The organism is Parafrigoribacterium soli (assembly GCF_040227235.1).
In the GTDB taxonomy this organism is placed as follows: Bacteria; Actinomycetota; Actinomycetes; order Actinomycetales; family Microbacteriaceae; genus Parafrigoribacterium_A; species Parafrigoribacterium_A soli.
In genome coordinates this window covers 668,238-689,694 of record NZ_JBELNZ010000002.1, presented here as the reverse complement: position 1 = coordinate 689,694, position 21,457 = coordinate 668,238, and the positions used below count along the sequence as shown (strand labels likewise).

20 protein-coding genes and 1 pseudogene are annotated in these 21,457 nt (G+C 66.5%); 19 read left to right on the top strand and 2 right to left on the bottom strand.

The window, feature by feature from the left end; all coding sequences use genetic code 11:
* Positions 1–7 precede the first annotated feature (7 nt).
* The 10 genes from argS (at position 8) to ABUA37_RS07530 (ending at position 11,999) form a co-directional block, all read left to right on the top strand.
* Positions 8–1,672 carry an arginine--tRNA ligase gene (gene argS / locus ABUA37_RS07575; protein ID WP_349898521.1) on the top strand — a complete coding sequence of 555 codons (1,665 nt, stop codon included), beginning with the start codon at positions 8–10 and terminating at the stop codon, positions 1,670–1,672.
* Positions 1,673–1,675: 3 nt separating this feature from the next.
* Positions 1,676–2,524, top strand: coding sequence for an LmeA family phospholipid-binding protein (locus tag ABUA37_RS07570; RefSeq protein ID WP_349898520.1), 849 nt, complete (start codon positions 1,676–1,678; stop codon positions 2,522–2,524).
* A 102-nt stretch (positions 2,525–2,626) separates the two neighbouring features.
* Positions 2,627–4,051, top strand: coding sequence for a diaminopimelate decarboxylase (gene lysA / locus ABUA37_RS07565; RefSeq protein ID WP_349898519.1), 1,425 nt, complete (start codon positions 2,627–2,629; stop codon positions 4,049–4,051).
* Positions 4,048–5,364 (top strand): homoserine dehydrogenase, encoded by a 1,317-nt coding sequence (locus ABUA37_RS07560; protein ID WP_349898518.1) that lies wholly within the window; start codon positions 4,048–4,050, stop codon positions 5,362–5,364. Before lysA ends, ABUA37_RS07560 begins: the two co-directional genes overlap by 4 nt.
* Positions 5,364–6,446 carry a threonine synthase gene (gene thrC / locus ABUA37_RS07555; RefSeq protein WP_349898517.1) on the top strand — a complete coding sequence of 361 codons (1,083 nt, stop codon included), beginning with the start codon at positions 5,364–5,366 and terminating at the stop codon, positions 6,444–6,446. The genes ABUA37_RS07560 and thrC overlap by 1 nt, the downstream gene beginning before the upstream one ends.
* Positions 6,443–7,396 (top strand): homoserine kinase, encoded by a 954-nt coding sequence (gene thrB / locus ABUA37_RS07550; protein WP_349898516.1) that lies wholly within the window; start codon positions 6,443–6,445, stop codon positions 7,394–7,396. Before thrC ends, thrB begins: the two co-directional genes overlap by 4 nt.
* Before the next feature lie 120 nt (positions 7,397–7,516).
* Positions 7,517–9,637, top strand: coding sequence for a transcription termination factor Rho (gene rho / locus ABUA37_RS07545; RefSeq protein ID WP_349898515.1), 2,121 nt, complete (start codon positions 7,517–7,519; stop codon positions 9,635–9,637).
* 4 nt (positions 9,638–9,641) lie between these two features.
* A complete protein-coding gene (gene prfA, locus ABUA37_RS07540) occupies positions 9,642–10,721 on the top strand; it encodes a peptide chain release factor 1 (RefSeq protein WP_349898514.1) in 1,080 nt (359 codons plus the stop codon).
* Between the two features lie 110 nt (positions 10,722–10,831).
* Positions 10,832–11,692, top strand: coding sequence for a peptide chain release factor N(5)-glutamine methyltransferase (gene prmC, locus ABUA37_RS07535; protein ID WP_349898513.1), 861 nt, complete (start codon positions 10,832–10,834; stop codon positions 11,690–11,692).
* A gap of 76 nt (positions 11,693–11,768) precedes the next feature.
* Entirely contained in the window at positions 11,769–11,999 is a 231-nt protein-coding gene (locus tag ABUA37_RS07530; RefSeq protein WP_349898512.1) for a hypothetical protein, read from the top strand.
* Between the two features lie 14 nt (positions 12,000–12,013).
* On the opposite strand, the gene ABUA37_RS07525 is transcribed toward ABUA37_RS07530, so the two are convergent.
* Complete coding sequence (locus ABUA37_RS07525) at positions 12,014–12,631, bottom strand: HAD family hydrolase (protein WP_349898511.1); 618 nt, start codon at positions 12,629–12,631, stop codon at positions 12,014–12,016.
* Positions 12,628–13,257, bottom strand: coding sequence for an HAD-IA family hydrolase (locus ABUA37_RS07520; RefSeq protein WP_349898510.1), 630 nt, complete (start codon positions 13,255–13,257; stop codon positions 12,628–12,630). Before ABUA37_RS07520 ends, ABUA37_RS07525 begins: the two co-directional genes overlap by 4 nt.
* Before the next feature lie 90 nt (positions 13,258–13,347).
* Here ABUA37_RS07520 and ABUA37_RS07515 point away from each other — a divergent pair.
* From ABUA37_RS07515 to ABUA37_RS07475, 9 genes and pseudogenes are all read left to right on the top strand, one after another.
* A pseudogene (locus tag ABUA37_RS07515) lies at positions 13,348–14,007 on the top strand (L-threonylcarbamoyladenylate synthase); the annotation flags it as partial.
* 380 nt (positions 14,008–14,387) lie between these two features.
* A complete protein-coding gene (locus tag ABUA37_RS07510) occupies positions 14,388–15,713 on the top strand; it encodes an MraY family glycosyltransferase (RefSeq protein WP_407075361.1) in 1,326 nt (441 codons plus the stop codon).
* Positions 15,710–16,186 carry a hypothetical protein gene (locus ABUA37_RS07505; RefSeq protein WP_349898508.1) on the top strand — a complete coding sequence of 159 codons (477 nt, stop codon included), beginning with the start codon at positions 15,710–15,712 and terminating at the stop codon, positions 16,184–16,186. Before ABUA37_RS07510 ends, ABUA37_RS07505 begins: the two co-directional genes overlap by 4 nt.
* A gap of 98 nt (positions 16,187–16,284) precedes the next feature.
* On the top strand, positions 16,285–17,109 hold the full coding sequence (gene atpB / locus ABUA37_RS07500; protein WP_349898651.1) for a F0F1 ATP synthase subunit A: 825 nt from the start codon (positions 16,285–16,287) through the stop codon (positions 17,107–17,109).
* Positions 17,110–17,159: 50 nt separating this feature from the next.
* Positions 17,160–17,390 (top strand): ATP synthase F0 subunit C, encoded by a 231-nt coding sequence (atpE, locus tag ABUA37_RS07495; RefSeq protein WP_325518293.1) that lies wholly within the window; start codon positions 17,160–17,162, stop codon positions 17,388–17,390.
* Positions 17,390–17,941, top strand: coding sequence for a F0F1 ATP synthase subunit B (locus tag ABUA37_RS07490; protein ID WP_349898507.1), 552 nt, complete (start codon positions 17,390–17,392; stop codon positions 17,939–17,941). The genes atpE and ABUA37_RS07490 overlap by 1 nt, the downstream gene beginning before the upstream one ends.
* A gap of 2 nt (positions 17,942–17,943) precedes the next feature.
* Positions 17,944–18,738, top strand: coding sequence for a F0F1 ATP synthase subunit delta (locus ABUA37_RS07485; protein WP_349898506.1), 795 nt, complete (start codon positions 17,944–17,946; stop codon positions 18,736–18,738).
* A gap of 96 nt (positions 18,739–18,834) precedes the next feature.
* Entirely contained in the window at positions 18,835–20,472 is a 1,638-nt protein-coding gene (atpA, locus tag ABUA37_RS07480) for a F0F1 ATP synthase subunit alpha (RefSeq protein WP_349898505.1), read from the top strand.
* Positions 20,473–20,553: 81 nt separating this feature from the next.
* Positions 20,554–21,450, top strand: coding sequence for a F0F1 ATP synthase subunit gamma (locus tag ABUA37_RS07475; protein WP_349898504.1), 897 nt, complete (start codon positions 20,554–20,556; stop codon positions 21,448–21,450).
* Positions 21,451–21,457 lie beyond the last annotated feature (7 nt).

Sequence of the window (21,457 nt, the reverse complement as noted above, 5' to 3'; positions counted from 1 at the left end):
GCTTCCCGTGACTCCAGCCCAGCTCTCCGCCCAGTTGCTCGCCATCGTGAACGCTGCGCTGGAGCGTCGAGGCGCCGTGCGGCCGACCCCACTCACCCTCGCAGACGTGAGCCTCGAGCGCCCGAAGAACCGCGATCACGGCGACTGGGCCGCAAACATCGCCATGAAGCTCGCGAAGCCGCTCGGGCTCAACCCGCGCGAACTCGCGGCAGACTTCGCCGCCGGTCTCGAGGCGGTCGACGGCGTCGCTTCCGTCGAGGTCGCGGGCCCCGGCTTCATCAACATCAGGCTGGATGCCGCTGCCGCGGGCGCCCTGGCGAAGACGATCGTCGAGCAGGGCGAGGCCTTCGGTCGCGGCGACCTCTACGACGGCGTCACGATAAACCTCGAGTTCGTCTCTGCAAACCCCACCGGACCGATTCACATCGGCGGCGTGCGCTGGGCCGCGGTGGGCGACAGCCTCGCTCGCGTGTTCCAGGCACAGGGTGGACTCGTCACCCGCGAGTACTACTTCAACGACCACGGCGCGCAGATCGACCGCTTCGCGCGCAGCCTCCTCGCTTCGTTCAAAGGTGAGCCGGCTCCCGAGGACGGCTACGCCGGCCAGTACATCTCCGACATCAAAGACAGGGTGGTCGCGGCCTACGACGGCGACCTGTCGGCGCTGTCGCGGGAGGACGCGCAGGAGGTCTTCCGCGCATCCGGTGTCGACTTCATGTTCGGCGACATCAAGGCGAGCCTGCACGACTTCGGTGTCGACTTCGATGTCTACTTCCATGAGAACGAGCTGCATGAGAGCGGTTCCGTCGAGCGCGCGGTCGCGAGGCTGCGGGAGCTCGGCCACGTCTTCGAGCAGGACGGCGCGACCTGGCTGCGCACCACCGAGTTCGGCGATGACAAAGACCGCGTCGTCATCAAGAGCGACGGCGAGGCGGCCTACATCTCGGGGGATCTCGCCTACTACCTGAACAAGCGCGAGCGCGGCTTCGAGCGCAACATCATCATGCTCGGTGCCGACCACCACGGCTACGTCAAGCGGCTCATGGCCATGACCGCCGCCTTCGGCGACGTGCCGGGCGTCAACCTCGAGATCATGATCGGCCAGCTCGTCACCGTCATGCGCGACGGCGAGCCCGTGCGCATGAGCAAGCGCGCCGGTACCGTCGTCACGCTCGAAGACCTCGTCGAGGCGGTGGGGGTGGATGCCGCCCGCTACGCCCTCGTGCGCAGCTCGGCCGATTCGCAATTGGACATCGATCTCGATCTACTCGTGCGCCGCACCAATGACAACCCCGTCTTCTACGTGCAGTATGCGCATGCGCGCACCAACTCGGTGGCGAACAACGCCGCGGCGTCCGGCGTGGATCGCAGCGCATTCAGCCCCGAGCTGCTGACGCACGACACGGAGAACAACCTTCTCGGCATCCTCGGTGAATACACTCGGGTGCTCGCCCAGGCCGCGGAACTGCGCGAACCGCATCGCATCGCCCGCTATCTCGAGGAACTCGCTGGCGCGTATCACCGCTGGTACGACAACTGCCGCGTCACCCCGCTGGGCGACGAGACAGTCAGCGACCTGCACCGCACCCGACTGTGGCTGAATGATGCCACCGGTCAGGTGTTGCGCAACGGGCTGGGCTTGCTCGGCGTATCGGCCCCCGCCAGAATGTAGCGAATGACGCTCCCGCCGAAGCAAGCGCCCGGAAGGCCGGTGCGAACTCAGGCGAGCGCGCGCACAGGGAAGACGCTCAAGCCGAAACGCAGGGTCAGGACCACGCTGCGCTTCGTGGTCACCGCCGGCATCATTTCCCTTCTCGTGGTGGCCGCGATCGTGGCCGACAACGCGGCACGGGGCATCGTCGCCGACCAGATTGCGAAGCAGGTGCGCACGTCGCTCGCCGTGCCTGCGAGCACGCCTGTCGACGTGAGCGTCGGCGGAACGTCCGTGCTCGTGCAGCTCCTTTCGGGCAGCCTCGACAAGGTCGACGTAGGCATCGCGAGGCTCTCGCTGGGCGAGCTCGCCGGTTCCGCCCAACTCACGGCCAGCGGCATCCCGCTCGATACGAGCAAGCCGACCGCACTCGCTCGCTTTGTCTTCGTCACCGACCAGACCGCGCTTAAGGCTCTGTTCTCCACCGTGCCGGGCCTCGCACCGAAGCAGATCGCGATCGCCGACGGCAAGGTCACTCTGGGAACCGAGGTGACACTGTTCGGCTATTCGCTGCCCGTCGGCATCGAGTTCACCCCATCGGCGAGCAAGGGGCAGCTCGTGCTCACGCCCTCCTCGATCGTGATCAATGGGCAGTCCTTCACGGGCAAGCAGCTGAAGGCCTCCGCATTCGGCTCACTCACCGACGCACTGTTCGTAAACCATGCCGTGTGTGTCGCGCCACTGCTGCCCAAGAACTTCACCCTCGAGAGTGTCTTCATCACCGGCAAGAGCATTCAGCTCACCGTCTCGGCGCAGAACGCTGTGCTGAACAGCAAGCTGCTGGCGAGCCGCGGAACCTGCCCTTCGAAGTAACGCCGGGCGAGCGGTCTCGGCACTCGTAATAAGATTCAGGGGACTTCAGGAACCGTGCCAGGTTCGCATCGCTCCACCCGCAGACACCCGTGAGGTTCCCCTTTGACTCTCAACCCGCTCGCCCCGGAGTGGCTGGCCCACCCCGCCGACGCGAACGCGCTGGCCGCTTCGGTGTGGTCGCGCCGCTCCGCTCGCACCGCATCCGGTGAGATCGAGATCGGCGGCGTCACCGCTTCACGCATTGCGGGCGAGTTCGGCACACCCGTCTACGTCGTCGACGAAGCGGATGCGCGCGGCCGCGCCGAGGAGGCGCACGAGGCCTTCTCCCGCGAGTTCGCTCGCGTCGGCTCCGCCGCCAAGGTCTACTACGCGGGCAAGGCGTTCCTCAGCGCCGAGATCGCTCGCTGGGTGACCGAGGCCGGGCTCAACATCGACGTCTGCAGCGGCGGCGAACTCGCTGTGGCGCTCGCCGCAAGCATCGACCCGTCGAGGCTCGGTTTCCACGGCAACAACAAGTCCATCGCCGAGATCGACCGTGCCGTCGCCACCGGAGTCGGCGTGATCGTGATCGACAGCATCGTCGAGATCGACCGCGTCGCCGAGGCGGCCGCCCGTCACGGCGTCGTGCAGTCGGTGCGGCTGCGGGTCAACAGCGGCGTGCACGCCCACACCCACGAGTACCTCGCGACGGCCAGAGAAGACCAGAAGTTCGGCATCGCGCTCGCCGACGCGGCGGATGCCGTGGCCGCCATCCGCGCGCGCCCCAGCCTCGAATTCCTCGGCCTTCACTCGCACATCGGCTCCCAGATCTTCGACTCGGAGGGCTTCGCCGAGGCGGCTTCGCGCCTCCTCGAGCTGCACGCGCGGCTGCTCGCCGACGGCCCGGTGCCCGAGCTCAACCTCGGCGGTGGCTTCGGCATCGCCTACACGAGCGTCGATGTCGCGCTCTCGCTCGGCGAGCTCGCACGCAGGCTCGCTGACATCGTGGCCGCGGAGTGCGCGAGGCTCGACATTCCCGTACCCGTCGTCGCCGTCGAGCCCGGCCGCGCGATCATCGGGCCGTCCACCACGACGCTGTACACGGTGGGCACAGTCAAAGACGTCGAGGTCTCGCTCGAGCGCGGCAGCGCCATCCGCAAGTATGTGAGTATCGACGGCGGCATGAGCGACAACGTGCGCCCCGCGCTCTATGCCGCCGAATACTCGGTGCGCATCGCGAGCCGGGCGTCGGATGCCGATCCCGCGCTCGTACGCATCGCCGGCAAGCACTGCGAGAGCGGCGACATCGTCGTGCACGCGGACTACCTGCCCGGCGACGTGCGCCCCGACGACCTCGTGGCGGTGCCTGCGACAGGTGCATACTGCTGGTCGCTCGCGAGCAACTACAACTATCTCGGCCGGCCGCCCGTGGTGGCCGTGCTCAATGGAGCGGCACGCGTCATAGTGCGTGGCGAAACCGAGGCCGACCTGCTTTCACGAGACGCGGGTATCCCGACAGGCCCAACAACCGGTGAGGAAACACGATGATCGAGTACCGCAACCTGCGAGTCGCCCTGCTCGGGGCCGGATCTGTCGGCGCCCAGGTCGCCTCGCTGCTCCTGCAGCACGGCGAAGAGCTGGCCCAGCGCGCCGGAGCGGGGCTCGAGCTCGTCGGCGTCGCCGTGCGGGACCCGGAGGCCGCGCGCACCGCGCACATCCCGCAGGAACTCATCACTACCGACGCCGAGTCGCTGATCCTCGGCGCAGACATCGTCATCGAGCTGATGGGCGGCCTCGAACCCGCGCGCAGCTACATCCTGCAGGCGCTCAACTCCGGCGCGGATGTCATCACCGGCAACAAGGCACTCCTCGCCACCCACGGTCCGGAGCTGTTCGAGGCCGCGGAGCAGGTGGGTGCCCAGCTGTACTACGAGGCCGCCGTCGCCGGAGCCATCCCGATCATCCGGCCACTGCGCGACAGCCTCGCGGGCGATCGCATCCGGCGTATCCTCGGCATCGTCAATGGCACGACCAACTTCATCCTCGATCGCATGGACACCACGGGGGAGAGCCTCGAAGACGCCCTCGCCGTGGCCACCGAGCTCGGTTACGCAGAGAAGTCCGACCCCTCTGCGGACGTCGAGGGCTTCGACGCCGCGCAGAAGACCGCGATCCTCGCGAGCCTCGCCTTCCACACCACGGTGCCGCTCGACCGCGTGCACCGCGAGGGCATCACGACCGTCACGCTCGAGCAGGTGGCCGAGGCGCGCAAGGCTGGTTACGTCGTCAAGCTGCTGTCGATCAGCGAGCGGCTCACGGATGCCGAAACCGGCGAAGAGGGCGTCTCGGCCAGGGTCTACCCCGCGCTCGTGCCCCGCGACCACCCGCTCGCGGCGGTGCATGGCGCGAAGAACGCGGTCTTCGTCGAGGCCGAGGCCGCGGGCGACCTCATGTTCTACGGTGCCGGTGCTGGTGGCAAGGAAACGGCATCCGCGGTTCTCGGCGACCTGGTCTCGGCGGCCCGCAGGCACGTCATCGGCGGCCCGGGCGTCGCGGAATCGACCCACGCGAACCTGCCCATCCTGCCGATCTCGCGCATCACGACGCGCTACCAGATCACCCTCAGCGTCATCGACGAGCCGGGCGTGCTCGCCGCGGTCGCCACCATGTTCAGCGACCACGGGGTCTCGGTCGAGGCGGTGGAGCAGTCGGTGCGCGCAGACGGTGGTTCAGCCACCGCTACCCTTGTTATCGGTACCCACAAGGCATCCGAATCCGATCTCTCCGCGACGGTCACAGCCCTCGAAGCGAGCGACGTCGTGAGTTCTGTCACCTCAGTATTAAGAGTAGAAGGTATCTAATGGCCAAGCAGTGGCGCGGAGTTCTGCGCGAGTACGCCGATCGTCTGAACGTCTCAGACAGCACGCCCATCGTCACCCTGGGCGAGGGCGGAACACCGCTGATTCCCGCTCCGGCGCTCTCCGCGCGCACCGGCGCCAAGGTGTGGGTCAAGTACGAGGGCATGAACCCCACCGGCTCCTTCAAGGACCGGGGGATGACCATGGCCGTCTCGAAGGCCGTGGAGCAGGGAGCCAAGGCCGTCATCTGCGCCTCCACCGGCAACACCTCGGCGTCAGCCGCCGCCTACGCAACCCACGCCGGCATCAAGGCCGCCGTGCTCGTGCCGGAGGGCAAGATCGCGATGGGCAAGCTGGCCCAGGCCATCGCGCACAACGCGGAGCTCCTGCAGGTGCAGGGCAACTTCGACGACTGCCTCGACATCGCTCGGGAACTCGCGAACAACTACCCGGTTCACCTCGTCAACTCCGTCAACCCCGACCGCATCGACGGGCAGAAGACCGCCGCCTTCGAGGTCGTCGAGGTGCTCGAGGATGCGCCAGACTTCCACATCGTCCCCGTCGGCAACGCGGGCAACTACACCGCATACTTCCGCGGCTACTCCGAGGAACTCGAGCGCGGCGCCACCACCAAGCTTCCCCGGATGTTTGGCTTCCAGGCCGAGGGCAGCGCTCCCATCGTGCGCGGCCACGTCGTGAAGCACCCCGAGACCATCGCCAGCGCCATCCGCATCGGCAACCCGGCATCCTGGGCGCTCGCGACCGCGGCGCACGACGCCAGCAACGGCTACTTCGGCGCGATCTCGGATGAGCGCATCCTCGAGGCGTACCGCATTCTGGCCGGCGAGGTGGGCATCTTCGTCGAGCCCGCCTCCGCCATCAGCGTTGCCGGTCTCCTGGAGCGCTCAGCAGCGGGCGAGATCCCGAAGGATGCCACGGTCGTTCTGACCGTCACCGGTCACGGCCTCAAAGACCCCCAGTGGGCGCTGCGCACGGCCGATGGCGCGGATGTCAAGCCCACCGTCGTTCCGGTCGACACCGCTGAGATCGCCGGCGTGCTCGGCCTCGCGAAAGTGAGTGCATGACCACTCCCGCTGCTGCTGGGCTGATCGGGCGCACGGTAACGGTCAAGGTTCCAGCCACCACAGCAAACCTCGGGCCGGGGTTCGACACGCTCGGCCTCGCGCTGTCGCTCTACGACGAGCTGACTGTGACGGCGCGCGCCGAACCCGGCGTTTCCGTTCGCGTCATCGGCGTAGGCGAGGGGGAGGTGCCGACCGACGAGAGCAACCTCGTGGTGCGGGCGATCGCGCACACCTTCGCCGCCCTCGGGCAGCAACTGCCTGGGCTGGATCTGGTCGCGCACAACTCGATTCCGCACGGCCGCGGCCTCGGATCATCCGGCGCCGCCATCGTCTCGGGCATCATGGCCGCCAAGGGATTGCTCGGCGGCATCGTGGAGATCGGCTCCGGCAAGCTGCTCGCGCTCGCGACCGAGATGGAGGGGCACCCCGACAACGTGGCGCCCGCACTGTTCGGCGGGCTCACGATCGCCTGGACCACGGATGCGGGCCCGCAGCACAAGAAGCTCATCGTGCACCGCGGCGTCTCACCCCTCATCGCCGTGCCGCAGGGCACCATGTCGACGGAGGTCGCGCGCAGCCTCCGTCCGCTGTCGGTGCCGCACGAAGACGCCATCTTCAACGTCTCCCGGTCCGCCCTGCTCATCGCCGCCCTCATCCAGAGCCCGGAGCTCTTGCTCGCCGCGACCGAAGACAGACTGCATCAGAGCTACCGGGCAAGCGCCATGCCCGAGACCGACTCGCTCATCACAGCGCTCCGCTCCGAAGGCCTCGCGGCCGTCGTCTCGGGCGCCGGGCCGTCGATCCTCGTGCTCTGCAGCGATCCCGCGCAAAGGCTCGTTGCCGCAGACCTGGTGGCTCGACAGCACGGCACGCCCTGGCAACCGCTGCTGCTCGCCGTCGACTTCAAAGGTGCTACAGTGATCGTGCACCCGGTAGAAATCTCGACCTAGTCCGAGTCCCGGTTTGCATATCACTAGCACTCGCTGCATCGCACCCGTTACTGCGCAACCCGCTCAGATGCGAGTAGCGATTCTCGAATAGCTCTCCGGTGGAGGGCGTCCGATTCTTGGATGCCCGCTAGCCAGGGGAAAGGAACCCTCTTAGTGACTGACCTCACTGTCCGTGCCGATCGGCCGGACTCGAGTGCCTCTCTCGCCAGTCTTCGCGTACCCGAGCTTCAAGCTCTGGCCGCAGAGCTCCGTATCAGTGGCGCTAACAAACTTCGTAAAGGAGAACTCGTGGACGCAATCTCCGAGATCCAGGACAATTCAGCATCGGCCAAGGCAAGCTCAGAGGCCCCGGCAGCAGAGTCTGTCGCGGCACCCGCAGCACAGGATGCCGTGGCAAGTCAGGCCACTGACACCGCGCCCGCAGTGAAGAAGCGCGGCTCACGCCGGGCCAGCACTGCCGTGGTCGACACGGCCGCCGCACCGGTGATCGATGTCTCCAGTACCACGCCTGCGGCCTCGGAGGCCTCGCCCGTGGAGCCGACAACGGATGCCGCCCCAGCCAAGGCGCCAGCGCGTAACCGGCGCTCCGCAGCCAGCCACGCGAACCAGGGCGAGAGCGGTCTCGACCGCATCCCGGGCCAGGAGGCCGAGCGCGCAGCCCAGGCCGATGCCGCCACGAGCGGCGAGGCATCCGAGGGCCTCGACCGCGTACCCGGCCAGGAGGCCGAGCGCGAGGCCAGGGCAGACGACTCCCACGGCGATGACGCCGCGGGCGAGGGCGCGCAGCAGTCGCGCAACTCCCGCAACCGCAACCGCAACCGCGGAGAACGTGGTGACCGCCAGCAGAACGACCGCCAGCAGGGCGACCGTCAGCAGGCCGACCGTCAGCAGGCCGACCGTCAGAACGACGAGCAGTCCGGCGACGGCAACCGCGGCAACAACCGCAACAACCGCGGCAACAACAACGACCGCGGCAACAACGACCGCCAGCAGAACGACCAGGATGATCGCGGAGGCCGCAACCGGTACCGCGACCGCAAGCGTCGCGGCCAGGGCGGCGACGACTTCGAGCCCGAGATCACCGAGGATGACGTGCTCATCCCGGTCGCCGGCATCCTCGACGTTCTCGACAACTACGCCTTCGTTCGCACGAGCGGCTACCTCCCCGGCAACAACGACGTCTACGTCTCGCTCGGCCAGGTCAAGAAGTACAACCTGCGCAAGGGCGATGCTGTCGTCGGTGCCATCCGCCAGCCGCGCGAGAACGACAACAACGGTCGCCAGAAGTACAACGCGATCGTGAAGATCGACTCCATCAACGGACTTCCCGTCGAGCAGGCAGCCGAGCGAGTCGAGTTCGGCAAGCTCACGCCGCTGTACCCGACCGAGCGCCTGCGTCTCGAGAGCGAGGCCAGCAAGCTCACCACCCGCATCATCGACCTCGTGTCGCCGATCGGCAAGGGCCAGCGCGGACTTATCGTCTCGCCGCCAAAGGCGGGCAAGACCGTCGTGCTGCAGGCCATCGCCAACGCGATCGCCAAGAACAACCCCGAGGTACACCTCATGGTCGTGCTCGTCGACGAGCGCCCAGAAGAGGTCACCGACATGCAGCGCACGGTGAAGGGCGAGGTCATCGCCTCTACCTTCGACCGTCCGGCAGAGGACCACACCACGGTCGCCGAGCTCGCGATCGAACGCGCCAAGCGTCTCGTCGAACTCGGTCACGATGTGGTCGTGCTGCTCGACTCGATCACCCGACTCGGCCGCGCATACAACCTGGCCGCTCCGGCATCCGGTCGTATTCTCTCCGGCGGTGTCGACTCATCCGCCCTGTACCCGCCGAAGCGCTTCTTCGGTGCGGCTCGCAACATCGAGGATGGCGGCTCGCTCACCATCCTGGCGACCGCGCTCGTGGAGACCGGCTCGAAGATGGACGAGGTGATCTTCGAGGAGTTCAAGGGCACCGGCAACATGGAGCTTCGCCTGTCGCGCCAGTTGGCCGACAAGCGCATCTTCCCCGCGGTGGATGTCAACGCGTCCGGCACGCGCCGCGAAGAGATGCTCATGGGCACCGACGAGGTCAAGGTCACCTGGAAGCTGCGCAGGGCCCTCGCGGGTCTCGACCAGCAGCAGGCGCTTGAGATCGTGCTCGGCAAGCTCAAGGAGACCAACTCCAACGTCGAGTTCCTCATGCAGATCCAGAAGTCGCTGCCCGGAGCCTCGGGGACCAAGGAAGACTGAGAACGTGTTCGAGTCAGTAACAACCCTGCTGGCCGAGCACGAGGAGCTTCAGGATCAGCTCGCCGATCCCGAACTGCACTCCAACCCGGCCAGATCGAAGAAGGTCAACCGCCGGTACGCGGAGCTCAGTCGCATCGTCGCCGCATACCACCAGTGGCATAAGTTGACGGATGACCTCGCGGCAGCCACCGAAATGGCGGGGGAGGACGAGTCCTTCGCCGCCGAGGTGCCCGTGCTCACCGAGCAATTGGAGACCGCGCAGGAGCGTCTTCGCAGGCTGCTCATCCCGCGCGACCCCAACGACGGTCGCGACGTGATCATGGAGATCAAGATGGGGGAGGGCGGCGCCGAGTCGGCGCTGTTCGCCGGGGACCTCCTGCGGATGTACCTGCACTTCGCGGAATCCAAGAAGTGGAAGACCGAGATCATCGAGCAGACCTCGAGTGACCTCGGCGGCATCAAGGATGTGCAGCTCGCCATCAAGGGCCACGCGAGCGATCCCGCAGAGGGCGTGTGGGCGCAGCTCAAGTACGAGGGTGGCGTGCACCGGGTGCAGCGCGTCCCGGCGACCGAGTCGCAGGGCCGAATCCACACCTCCGCCGCCGGCGTCCTCGTCTTCCCCGAGGTCGACGAGCCCGAAGAGGTCGAGATCAGCCAGAACGACCTCAAGATCGACGTCTACCGCTCAAGCGGCCCGGGCGGCCAGTCGGTCAACACGACCGACTCCGCCGTTCGCATCACCCACCTCCCCACGGGAATCGTGGTGGCGATGCAGAACGAGAAGAGCCAGCTGCAGAACAAGGAGGCGGGGATGCGTGTGCTGCGCGCTCGCATCCTCGCTCATCAGCAGGAGCAGGCGGATGCCGAAGCCTCGGCCGTGCGCAAGAGTCAGATCCGCACGATGGACCGCTCCGAGCGCATCCGCACGTACAACTTCCCGGAGAACCGCATCGCGGACCACCGCACGGGCTACAAGGCCTACAACCTCGACACCGTGATGAACGGCGCTCTCGGCCCCGTCATCGAATCGTGCATCCAGTGGGACGAAGAGGCACGGCTCGAGGCCCTCGGCGCCGACGACTGACGGTCGAGTTGCCGTCGGCATTACCCGCGGGTTGAGTAGCGTGCGAGGAACGAGCCCGCGTATCGAAACCCGCACGGGGTGACAGCTCAGAAGCGCTAGATTGGAACGCCATGCCCGCCACGATCGCCGACCTGCGCAACCGCGCGATCGAGGCCCTCGCGGCCGCGGGCATCGAGTCGCCCGACGTCGACGCGGATTTGCTGGTCGGCCACGTGCTGCAGCTCAGCCGCGGTGAGGTGCAGGCAAAAGCCATCACGGGCACCGAGGTCAGCGAACCGGATGCCGCAGCCATCCGCGACATTGTCACCCGCCGGGCAGCCCGCGAGCCGCTCCAGCACATCACCGGCCGGGCACCGTTCCGTTCGCTCGAACTCGCCGTCGGTCCCGGTGTCTTCGTGCCGCGACCGGAGACCGAGCACGTCGCCCAGTTCGCCATCGATGCCCTCGCGGCAGCGGCATCCGCATCGCCGATCGGTGTCGACCTCGGTACCGGCAGTGGTGCGATTGCTCTCGCTATGGCCACCGAGGTCCCGCATTCCACGGTCTACGGCGTTGAACTTTCGCCAGACGCCTTCCCGTGGACCGAGCGCAACTTCCGCGAGAGCGGCGCCACGAACGCCACCGCCCTCCTCGGTGACCTCGCCGACGCGCTGCCCGAACTCGACGGCACCGTGGCGGTCGTCGCCTCGAACCCGCCATATATTCCGACGGATGCGATTCCCCGCGACCCCGAGGTGCGCCTGTTCGATCCGGCGCTCGCGCTCTACGGTGGTGCAGACGGACTGGATGTCATCCGCACCGTCTCCACGGTCGCTCGTCGCCTGCTCTACGTGGGCGGCACTCTCGTGCTGGAGCACGGCGAACTGCAGGCCGCGCAGATCGCGGAGCTGCTCGCCGCGGACGGCTGGCACGCGATCGCCAGCCACCGCGACCTCCTCGGCCGTGACCGCGCGACGACGGCGCTCCGCTAGGGCCCACGTTCCCTGAGCTTGCCGAAGGGCGTCCACCCCCAAGCGGCGCGGCCTCTCCCGTTGCGCCACATGGCGGGTGTGCCACCGCGCCACCCACCACCTGCCGCAACGAGCGCCCCGAAATGGCGCAAGCTGGCGCCTCAGTGGCGCCTCAGCGGCGCTTCGCGGCCTCGCGCTCGCTTTTCTCCGCTTCACGACTCGCCTTCTCCGCGTCGCGCTGCTCGCGCTCGGCTGGTGCGCACTCATCCTCGTGATCGCCGTGCTGTGGGGAGCGGTCCTGTTCCGCCTCAAGGCCGGTCGTCGCTGACGAGAGGCCTCGGTTCAGGCCGAGCGGGCCGCTGCGAAGGCCTCGACGGCCGCCAGCAGTCCGCTCGGCTCGGTGAACAGATGCCCCGTGATGCCACAGGACTCCGCTCCTGCGATGTTCTCGGGCAGGTCGTCGGCGAAGAAGGCGTCGGATGCGTCGACGCCGTAGCGTTCGAGCACGGCCCTGAATACCTTCGGGTCGGGCTTGCGAGCGCCGTAGTCGCTCGAGGTGAAAAGGTGATCACCGAACACCGGCACGAGCTCGGGCGCGAGCGTCTTGATGTGCCTCGAGGTGAGTGGCCCATTGTTTGTCAGCAGGGTCACCTGACCGAGCTCGGATGCGCGCTTCACCGCGGCGATGGAGTCAGGCAGCGCCGTCATCGCACCACCGCGTGCGCTCAGCCAGTCGTCTTCGCTCAGAACAAACCCAATGGCCTCATTGAACGCGAGCAGATAGTCCTCGGGGGAGAGGTAGTCGCCGGCCTCGGCCGCGGCCTCCCCGCCCTGGTTCCACCACCGTTCGCGAAGCTCGTCCTGCGGCAGTCCGGTGATGCGGCTGAGGGCCGTCATTCGCGCATACCAGTCGAACTCGTACAGCACGTCGTCCATGTCGAAGATGTAGAGCAGGCTCATCCGTTTCGTCCCGCGAAGCGATCGATCGCGTCGTTCAGTGCGTCGACCTGCGGTACTCCGTCGATGGTCAGAAAGTGGTGCACGTGCATGCCGAGGGATGCGGCGCTCGCCACGTTCGCCCGCGAATCGTCGATGAAGAGTGTGTCTTCCGGTCGCGCGTCGTAGTGCCGCAGCGCTCGCAGGTTCGCCTCGTCATCCGGCTTCCGCGCCCCGAGCTGGAAGCTCACGAGCACATTCTCACCGAGGATCTCCGCGACATCCGGCGCCGTGTGATCGAGTGTCTCGGCAAACGGCGAGGGGTTGTTGGAGAACAGCGAGACGGTGCCGAGGGCGCTGCTGCGACGGAGCGCAGCAACGCTTCCGGTGATCGGCGTGCTCGCCTCGTGACGGGATTCGCACCACTGCTCGAGTGACAGCGGATACCCGGTGACCTCGGCAAACTTCTCGAGGTATTCGTGGGCGTTGCGCCAGGCACCCGCCTCAGCGCGCGCCTCGTAGCCTCCCGCCCACCAGCTCTTGGCCAGGTGATACTCGCTCGCACCCGTGATGCGAGCAAGCGCTGGCAGTCGCCGGCGAAAGTCGTAGGCATAAAGGGTCTTGTCGAAGTCGAACAGGTAGAGGTCCACTTCACTCCCTTTCCTCGATCCAGCCTAAACGCCGCAGGCGCGCGCGTGAGCGTTTCACGCACAGGCGCTCCCGCTACGATGTTCTTCGACATGGCGACCATCTATGACTGCTCGGATCAGAGCGAACTCCTCACTGGTATGCGGCTCGCACGCGCGGCGATCGGGCGGGGCGATCTGATCGTCATGCCCACTGACACCGTCTACGGCGTGGCCGTCGACGCGTTCAACTCCGACGCGGTGCTGCGACTGCTCGACGCGAAGAACCGCACGACGGCCTCGCCGCCGCCCGTGCTGGTGCCCGGCATCCCCACGCTCGACGCGCTCGCCGAGGTCGTGCCGGATGAGGTGCGCGCCCTGGTCAAGGCGTTCTGGCCAGGCGGCCTCACCGTCATCCTGCCCGCCCAGGAATCGCTCAAGTGGAACCTCGGGGAGACCCACGGCACCGTGGCCCTGCGCATGCCCGACGACCCCATCGCCCTCGAACTGCTCTCAGAGACCGGGCCGCTCGCGGTCTCTTCGGCGAACCTCACCGGCGAGCCCGCGGCGATGACGGTGCACGATGCCGAGCGGATGCTGGGCGACAGCGTCGAGGTCTACCTCGATGGCGGCATCGTGGGCAGCCGCTATCCCGCGGCCGGCGACGGCACGGGCTCCACCATCGTGGACGCGACCGGACTCTTGCGGCCAGGCGGCACCATCAGCATCGTGCGCCACGGCGTCATCTCCGACGAGGCGATCACTGAGGTTCTGGATGCCATGCCCACGGTGTCGCTCGCGCGCGCTGACCTCGTGGCAAGCCCCGCCGCGGAGCCTGCGGTGAAGGAGCCTGCGGTGAAGAAGCCCGCCGCGAAGAAGCCAGCCCCGGCGGCCGCGGCGAAGGCAGCGACCCCTAAGAAACCCGCTGCCAAGGCACCCGCGGCCAAGAAGCCCACCGCTAAGGCACCCGCGGTGAAGAAGCCTGCCGTTGCGCCGGCGGTCACGGCTGGGGCGGGAAAGCGCGCGGTGAAGCCGCCCGCCACGGCGAAGGTGGCCCCCGCGAAGAAGACGCCCGCGAAGGCGACCGCCGCGAAGAAGACGCCGACGAAGAAGCCAGCCGGCGAGACGGTTCCGAGCGAAACTACGCCATGAGGCTGGTCTATTACCTGCTGGCGGGCGTGCTCTCAGCGGGTATCACCTTCGGTCTCGCGGTGGTCATCTGGAAGCTCAGCAACCGGTACCGCCTCTATCCGAAGATCCGGGCTCGAGACGTTCATACCCGACCGACCCCCCGCCTCGGCGGCGTCGCGATGTTCATCGGCATCGGTGTCACCGTGGCCATCGCGTCGCAGTTCAGCCAGTTCCATCTCGTCTTTGCGCGACCGGGCCCCGTGCTCGCCATCTTCGGTGCCGCGCTCATCATCGTGCTCATCGGCGTCGCCGACGACATCTGGGACCTCGACTGGATGACGAAGCTGGCTGGACAGCTGATTGCCGCGGGACTGCTCGCCTGGCAGGGCGTGCAGCTCACCTCGATCCCCATCGTGGGCGGGGTCATTGTGTTGTCCTCCTACGCGGGGCTCGTCACGACGGTGCTGATCATCGTGCTCGTGATGAACGCGGTCAACTTCATCGATGGACTCGACGGCCTCGTGGCGGGTGTCGCCATCATCGCGAACATCGTCTTCCTCATCTACAGCTGGATCCTTGCCACCTCCATGGCCCAGGCGGAATACTTCAACCTAGCCTCGCTGCTCACGGCCGTGCTCATCGGCGCCTGCGTCGGCTTCCTGCCGCTCAACTGGCATCCGGCGCGACTCTTCATGGGGGACGCCGGAGCACTTCTGGTGGGGCTCCTAATGGCGACCTCCGCCATCTCCGTCACCGGCCAGGTCGACATCGCATCGCTCCAGTACACGAAGCAACTCGCGCCCGCGTTCATCCCGATCCTGCTTCCCCTCGCGGTGCTCATCGTTCCGCTGCTCGACTTCGCCCTCGCGGTCATCCGCAGGCTCAGGGCGGGCAAGTCGCCGTTCACCGCCGACCGCAAGCATCTCCACCACCGGCTTCTCGATATGGGGCACTCGCATTTCCACGCCGTCCTGATCTTCTACGCCTGGACAGCGGTGGTCTCGGTCGGCTGCCTGCTCTTCCTCTTCGTGCAGGCGGTTTGGGCGATCACCATCATCGCGGTGGGCCTGGTGGTCTGCACCTGGTTCACCATCGCGCCACTCACCAGACGCAAGGTCGCCGAGGCCGCCGTGCAGCTGGCAGAGACCGGTGACGTCGAACAGGCGGATGCCGCACGCTTCGACCCGCTCGACGAGGCCGCGAACCAGACGCCCGCGGGTGCCCACGGCACGTCCGATGCCCGGGCCGAGCAGGATGCCGCCGTCGGAGCCCTCGTGCGCGGCGACGGCGACGCGCAGAAGCGCCCCAGTCAAGACCTCCCGCAACAGAAAGAGAGTGGCACCGCATGAGCGCCGTTCCCGTATTGAAGAAGATCCTGCTCTGGGGCGGCGTTCTCGCCCTCGGCCTCGTCGTGGTCGGATCCGTCGTCGGCTACCTCGTGGCGGGATGGGCGGGCGTCGCCGGGGCACTGATCGGCACCGCGATGGCCGTGCTGTTCCTCGCCATCACTGCCCTCAGCATCCTCATTGCCACACGTTTCGGCCTCGCGGGCTTCTTCGCCATCGTCATGGGCGCGTGGATCCTGAAGTTCATCGTCTTTCTCATCCTCGTGTTCCTGCTGAAGGACCAGCCGTGGCTGCAGCCGACCGTGATGTTCGTGTGCCTCGTCGTCGCGGTCGTCGGAACCCTCGTCGTGGATCTCGTCGAGATCGCGCGATCCCGCATGCCGTACGTCAGTGACATCTCCCTTCCCGGCGATGGCACCGCGGATGCCGCGGGGGCAGCGTCGAGCGACCAGGCGGGGGATGCGCCGACCCGCTGAGATTCGGCCGGACGCAAATCTCTTGATAGAGTTTGAGGCGTTCGCCTCCCCCCTTTTTCCTCGCCGCGTGATGTCACGCCCCGATTCTGGAGTTAGCGCTGTTACTTAACGCCGTCACGTCGCTCCTCCCGCTTGCCACCGAAGGTGGCAGCGGAGATGGGGGTTTCCATGGGCCGTCGATCGAGGAATTCTTCCCCGACGTCATCCTCTTCGCGAACACGCCGTTCGAGATGAACCGCATCATGATGATCCGGGTGCTCGTCGCTGTGGTCATCGTGCTGGTGTTCTGGCTGGGGACGCGCAAGATGCGCATCATTCCCACGCGCGGCCAGAGTCTCATCGAGATGGGCCTCGACTTCGTGCGCGTCAGCATCGCGGAAGACCTGCTCGGCAAGAAGGACGGGACCCGGTTCCTGCCGCTGCTCACCGCGATCTTCTTCATGGTGCTCGGCCTCAACCTCACGGGTGTCATCCCGGGTCTGAACATCGCCGGCACCTCGGTCATCGGCGTTCCGCTGCTACTCGCCGTGATCGCCTACGGCACCTTCATCTACGCCGGTGTGCGCAAGAGCCCGAAAAACTTCTTCAAGAACGCACTCTTCCCGCCGGGCGTCCCCGGCGGCCTGCTTCCGCTTATCGCGGTGATCGAGCTGATCTCCACCTTCGTGCTGCGGCCGATCACGCTCACCCTCCGACTCCTGATGAACATGATGGTCGGCCACTTCCTGCTCGTGCTGTTCTTCGCGGCGACCCAGTTCTTCCTGTTCACGGCGGGCGGCTGGTACAGCCTCTTCGGAATCGGAACGTTCGCCTTCGGCATCGCGTTCACGCTGTTCGAACTGCTCATCATCGTGCTGCAGGCATACATCTTCACCCTCCTCACTGCTGTCTACATTCAGCTGGCAGTGCTCGAGGAACACTAAGCAAGGTCCGGCACCCGCCGGATCAGCAATAACGGAAGGAAACACCACTCGTGGATGCAACGAACCTCGCCGCCCTCAGCGGCAACATCGCCACCGTCGGTTACGGCCTGGCTGCGATCGGCCCAGGCATCGGCATCGGCATCGTCGTCGGCAAGACCGTCGAGTCCGTCGCTCGCCAGCCTGAACTGCAGGGTCGCCTCACGGTGCTCATGTACATCGGTATCGCCTTCACCGAGGCGCTCGCCTTCATCGGCATCGCGACCTACTTCTTCCTCAAGTAATGCTCGCCACAGTCCTCAGGGCGGCGGGAGGTGAAGCCGCGCCCAACCCGATCCTTCCCACGATTCCCGACCTCTTCTGGTCGTTCGTGGTGTTCGTCATCATCCTGGTCGCGTTCTGGTTCCTCATCCTTCCGAGGATGAAGAAGATGCTGGATGAGCGCGCTTCGCTCATCGAGGGTGGCATCAAGAAGGCCGAGATCGCGCAAGCCGAGGCCGCATCCGCTCTCGACAAGTACACGGAGCAGCTCGCCGAGGCTCGTGCCGAGGCCGCGAAGATTCGCGACCAGGCGCGGGCGGACGGAACCCGCATCCTCACGGAGTTGAAGGAGCAGGCACAGACCGAGGCTGCACGCATCCTCAGTAACGCGACGACGCAGATCGAGGCGGAGCGCCAGGGCGCACTCGTGTCGCTGCGCGCGGAGGTCGGCTCGCTCGCGATCGACCTCGCTTCCGGCGTCATCGGCGAGAGCCTGGCTGACGACAAGCGCGCGGCCAGCGTGGTCGACCGCTTCCTCGCGGAGCTCGAGGCCTCCGAAGGAGCTACGAAGTAGTCATGGGTTCAGCGACCAGAGAAGCACTCTCCGCCTCCACAGCGGCACTGTCGGCGCTGTCGGCCGATCAGGTGACCCTGCAGCTGGCGGAGGAGTTGTTCGCCGCCAGCCGCGTCATCGGTGACTCCGGCCAGCTGCGATCGCTGCTCTCTGATCCAGATGCAGGCGAGAAGGAGGCCGTGATTGCCGCGGTCTTCGGCTCCTCGGTATCCGACACGACCAGGCAGCTCCTGTTCGACATCGCGTCGCGCCGCTGGTCGAACGATCAGGACCTGATCGCCGGCCTCGAGGAACTCGGCTACCGTGCCGCCGCGGAATCGGCGGACTCGGCGGCATCGATCGATCGCGAACTCTTCGAGTTCGCGGGTGTTGTCGCCTCGAACAGCGAGCTGGAACTGGCCGTGGGCAGCAAGCTCGACGCCGCGGGCAACAAGGTTGCGCTCGTGGAGCGCCTGCTCGCGAACAAGGCCAGCGCGCAGACTACCGCGATCGTGAGGCACCTCGTGCAGGCGCCACGCGGCCGTCGCTTCGGTGCTGCGGTCCAGCACGCAGCATCCATCGTGGCGGCTCAGGCAGGCTTGGCCGTCGCAACGGTCACGAGTGCCGTCCCGATCGCACCGGCCCAGCTGGCGCGGCTCGAGAAGGGCCTGGCAGCGAGCTACGGTCGTGAACTCCGCATCAATCAGATCGTCGATCCCGAGCTCATCGGTGGCCTGCGGGTGCAGATGGGCGACGAGATCATTGACGGCAGCGTCGCGAGCAAACTGGGCGAACTTCGGCTCCAGCTCGCGGTGTAGTCGCACCCAGACCGTGCAGTAGTCGAACGCCGCAGGGTGTTCGAGAGAAAGATCCAGAATTCGGGAACAAAGCTCCCGTAAAGGTAAAGGGAAAAAATGGCAGAGGTAACGATCAGCCCGGACGAGATCCGCGACGCGCTTCGAGAGTTCGTCAAGTCGTACGACCCCACGAAGACCTCGAAGACCGAGGTCGGCCAGGTCGTCGACGCCGCCGACGGCATCGCTCACGTGCAGGGTCTTCCCGGTGTCATGGCCAACGAGCTCATCCGCTTCGCGGACGGCACCCTCGGCCTCGCGCAGAACCTCGACGAGAACGAGGTCGGCGTTATCGTGCTCGGCGAGTTCAGCGGCATCGTCGAGGGCATGGAGGTCACTCGCACCGGCGAGGTGCTCTCGGTTCCCGTCGGCGACGGCTACCTCGGCCGCGTCGTCGACCCGCTCGGCAACCCGATCGATGGTCTCGGCGACATCGCCTCGGAGGGCCGTCGCGCCCTGGAACTGCAGGCGCCGGGCGTCATGCAGCGCAAGTCGGTGCACGAGCCGATGCAGACGGGCATCAAGGCCATCGACGCGATGATCCCGATCGGTCGCGGCCAGCGCCAGTTGATCATCGGTGACCGCCAGACCGGTAAGACGGCCATCGCGATCGACACGATCATCAACCAGAAGGCCAACTGGGAGTCCGGCGATGTGAACAAGCAGGTGCGCTGCATCTACGTCGCCATCGGCCAGAAGGGCTCGACCATCGCGAGCGTCAAGGGCGCCCTCGAAGACGCCGGCGCCATGGAGTACACGACGATCGTCGCATCCCCGGCATCCGACCCAGCAGGCTTCAAGTACCTCGCTCCCTACACCGGTTCGGCCATCGGCCAGCACTGGATGTACGGCGGCAAGCACGTTCTCATCGTCTTCGACGACCTGTCGAAGCAGGCCGAGGCCTACCGCGCCGTGTCGCTGCTGCTGCGTCGTCCGCCGGGGCGTGAGGCATACCCCGGTGACGTGTTCTACCTGCACTCCCGCCTGCTCGAGCGCTGCGCCAAGCTCTCGGATGAGCTGGGCGCGGGTTCGATGACCGGCCTGCCGATCATCGAGACCAAGGCCAACGACGTCTCGGCGTACATCCCCACCAACGTGATCTCGATCACCGACGGGCAGATCTTCCTGCAGTCCGACCTCTTCAACGCCAACCAGCGTCCAGCGGTCGACGTCGGTATCTCCGTCTCCCGTGTCGGTGGTGACGCTCAGGTCAAGTCGATCAAGAAGGTTTCGGGAACGCTGAAGCTTGAGCTCGCGCAGTACCGCTCGCTCGAGGCCTTCGCGCTGTTCGCCTCCGACCTGGATGCGGCCAGCCGCCGCCAGCTCGCTCGCGGTGCCCGCCTCACCGAGTTGCTCAAGCAGCCGCAGTACTCACCCTTCCCGGTCGAGCAGCAGGTCGTTTCGATCTGGGCAGGCACCAACGGAAAGCTCGACGAGGTTCCGGTCGAAGACATCCTGCGCTTCGAGCGCGAGCTGCTCGATTACCTCGCTCACAACAGCAAGGTTCTCGAGACGCTTCGCGAGACCAACGTGCTGAGCGATGAGACGGTTGCCGAGCTCGAGAAGGGCGTCGACGCCTTCAAGCTGGAGTTCCAGACCGGCGAGGGCAAGCCTCTCGCATCGGTCGGCAAAGAGGTCTTCGAGGCCACGGCCGAGGAAGACGTCAATCAGGAGAAGATCGTTCGCCAGAAGCGCTAACCGCTCGTTCCCTGAGCTTGTCGAAGGGAACGCTTCGACAGGCTCGCGACCGATATCAGAAGAACTAAGAGGAAGAAAGACATGGGAGCGCAACTTCGGGTCTACCGGCAGAAGATCAAGTCTGCCCAGACGACCAAGAAGATCACTCGGGCCATGGAGCTGATTTCCGCTTCGCGCATTCAAAAGGCGAAGACGCGGATGGCGGCATCCGGTCCGTACTCGCGTGCCGTCACGCGCGCGGTCTCGGCCGTGGCCAGCTTCTCCAATGTCGACCACATCCTGACCACCGAGCCCGAGAAGGTCGAGCGCGCCGCCATCGTCGTCTTCGCTTCTGACCGCGGGCTCGCGGGCGCGTTCAACTCGAACGTGTTGAGGGAGGCCGAGGAGCTCACCACTCTGCTGCACGGCCAGGGCAAGGACGTCGTCTACTACCTCGTGGGTCGCAAGGCAGTCGGCTACTTCGCCTTCCGCAAGCGCGCCTCGGTGCGCAACTGGGTCGGTGGAACAGACAATCCGCAGTTCGACACGGCGAAGGAGATCGGCGACGCGCTCGTCGAAGCCTTCGTCACGCCGGCCGCAGAGGGCGGGGTAGACGAGATCCACATCGTGTACAACCGCTTCGTCAGCATGCTCACGCAGACCCCCGAGGTTGTGCGACTGCTGCCGCTCGAGGTCGTCGAAGGTATCGAGCCTCCGTCGAAGGATGAGCAGCTTCCGCTGTACGAGTTCGAGCCGGAGGTGGACGGGGTGCTCGACGCACTGCTGCCCGTCTACATCGAGAGCCGCATCTTCAACGCGATGCTTCAGTCGGCGACGTCGAAGCACGCGGCAACCCAGAAGGCGATGAAGTCGGCGAGCGACAACGCAGACAAGCTCATCACCGATTACACCAGGCTCGCCAACAACGCCCGCCAGTCCGAGATCACCCAGCAGATTTCCGAGATCGTCGGCGGCGCCGACGCACTCGCGACCAAGTAGTAGCTCA

What these genes read in the sequence shown, in the direction of transcription:
- ABUA37_RS07570 (WP_349898520.1), top strand. Translation starts at nt 1,676, where the DNA reads ATGACGCTCCCGCCGAAGCAAGCGCCCGGAAGGCCGGTGCGAACTCAG.
- ABUA37_RS07560 (WP_349898518.1), top strand. Translation starts at nt 4,048, where the DNA reads ATGATCGAGTACCGCAACCTGCGAGTCGCCCTGCTCGGGGCCGGATCT.
- thrC (WP_349898517.1), top strand. Translation starts at nt 5,364, where the DNA reads ATGGCCAAGCAGTGGCGCGGAGTTCTGCGCGAGTACGCCGATCGTCTG.
- thrB (WP_349898516.1), top strand. Translation starts at nt 6,443, where the DNA reads ATGACCACTCCCGCTGCTGCTGGGCTGATCGGGCGCACGGTAACGGTC.
- rho (WP_349898515.1), top strand. Translation starts at nt 7,517, where the DNA reads ATGCCCGCTAGCCAGGGGAAAGGAACCCTCTTAGTGACTGACCTCACT.
- prmC (WP_349898513.1), top strand. Translation starts at nt 10,832, where the DNA reads ATGCCCGCCACGATCGCCGACCTGCGCAACCGCGCGATCGAGGCCCTC.
- ABUA37_RS07525 (WP_349898511.1), bottom strand. Translation starts at nt 12,631, where the DNA reads ATGAGCCTGCTCTACATCTTCGACATGGACGACGTGCTGTACGAGTTC.
- ABUA37_RS07505 (WP_349898508.1), top strand. Translation starts at nt 15,710, where the DNA reads ATGAGCGCCGTTCCCGTATTGAAGAAGATCCTGCTCTGGGGCGGCGTT.
- ABUA37_RS07490 (WP_349898507.1), top strand. Translation starts at nt 17,390, where the DNA reads ATGCTCGCCACAGTCCTCAGGGCGGCGGGAGGTGAAGCCGCGCCCAAC.
- ABUA37_RS07485 (WP_349898506.1), top strand. Translation starts at nt 17,944, where the DNA reads ATGGGTTCAGCGACCAGAGAAGCACTCTCCGCCTCCACAGCGGCACTG.
- atpA (WP_349898505.1), top strand. Translation starts at nt 18,835, where the DNA reads ATGGCAGAGGTAACGATCAGCCCGGACGAGATCCGCGACGCGCTTCGA.
- ABUA37_RS07475 (WP_349898504.1), top strand. Translation starts at nt 20,554, where the DNA reads ATGGGAGCGCAACTTCGGGTCTACCGGCAGAAGATCAAGTCTGCCCAG.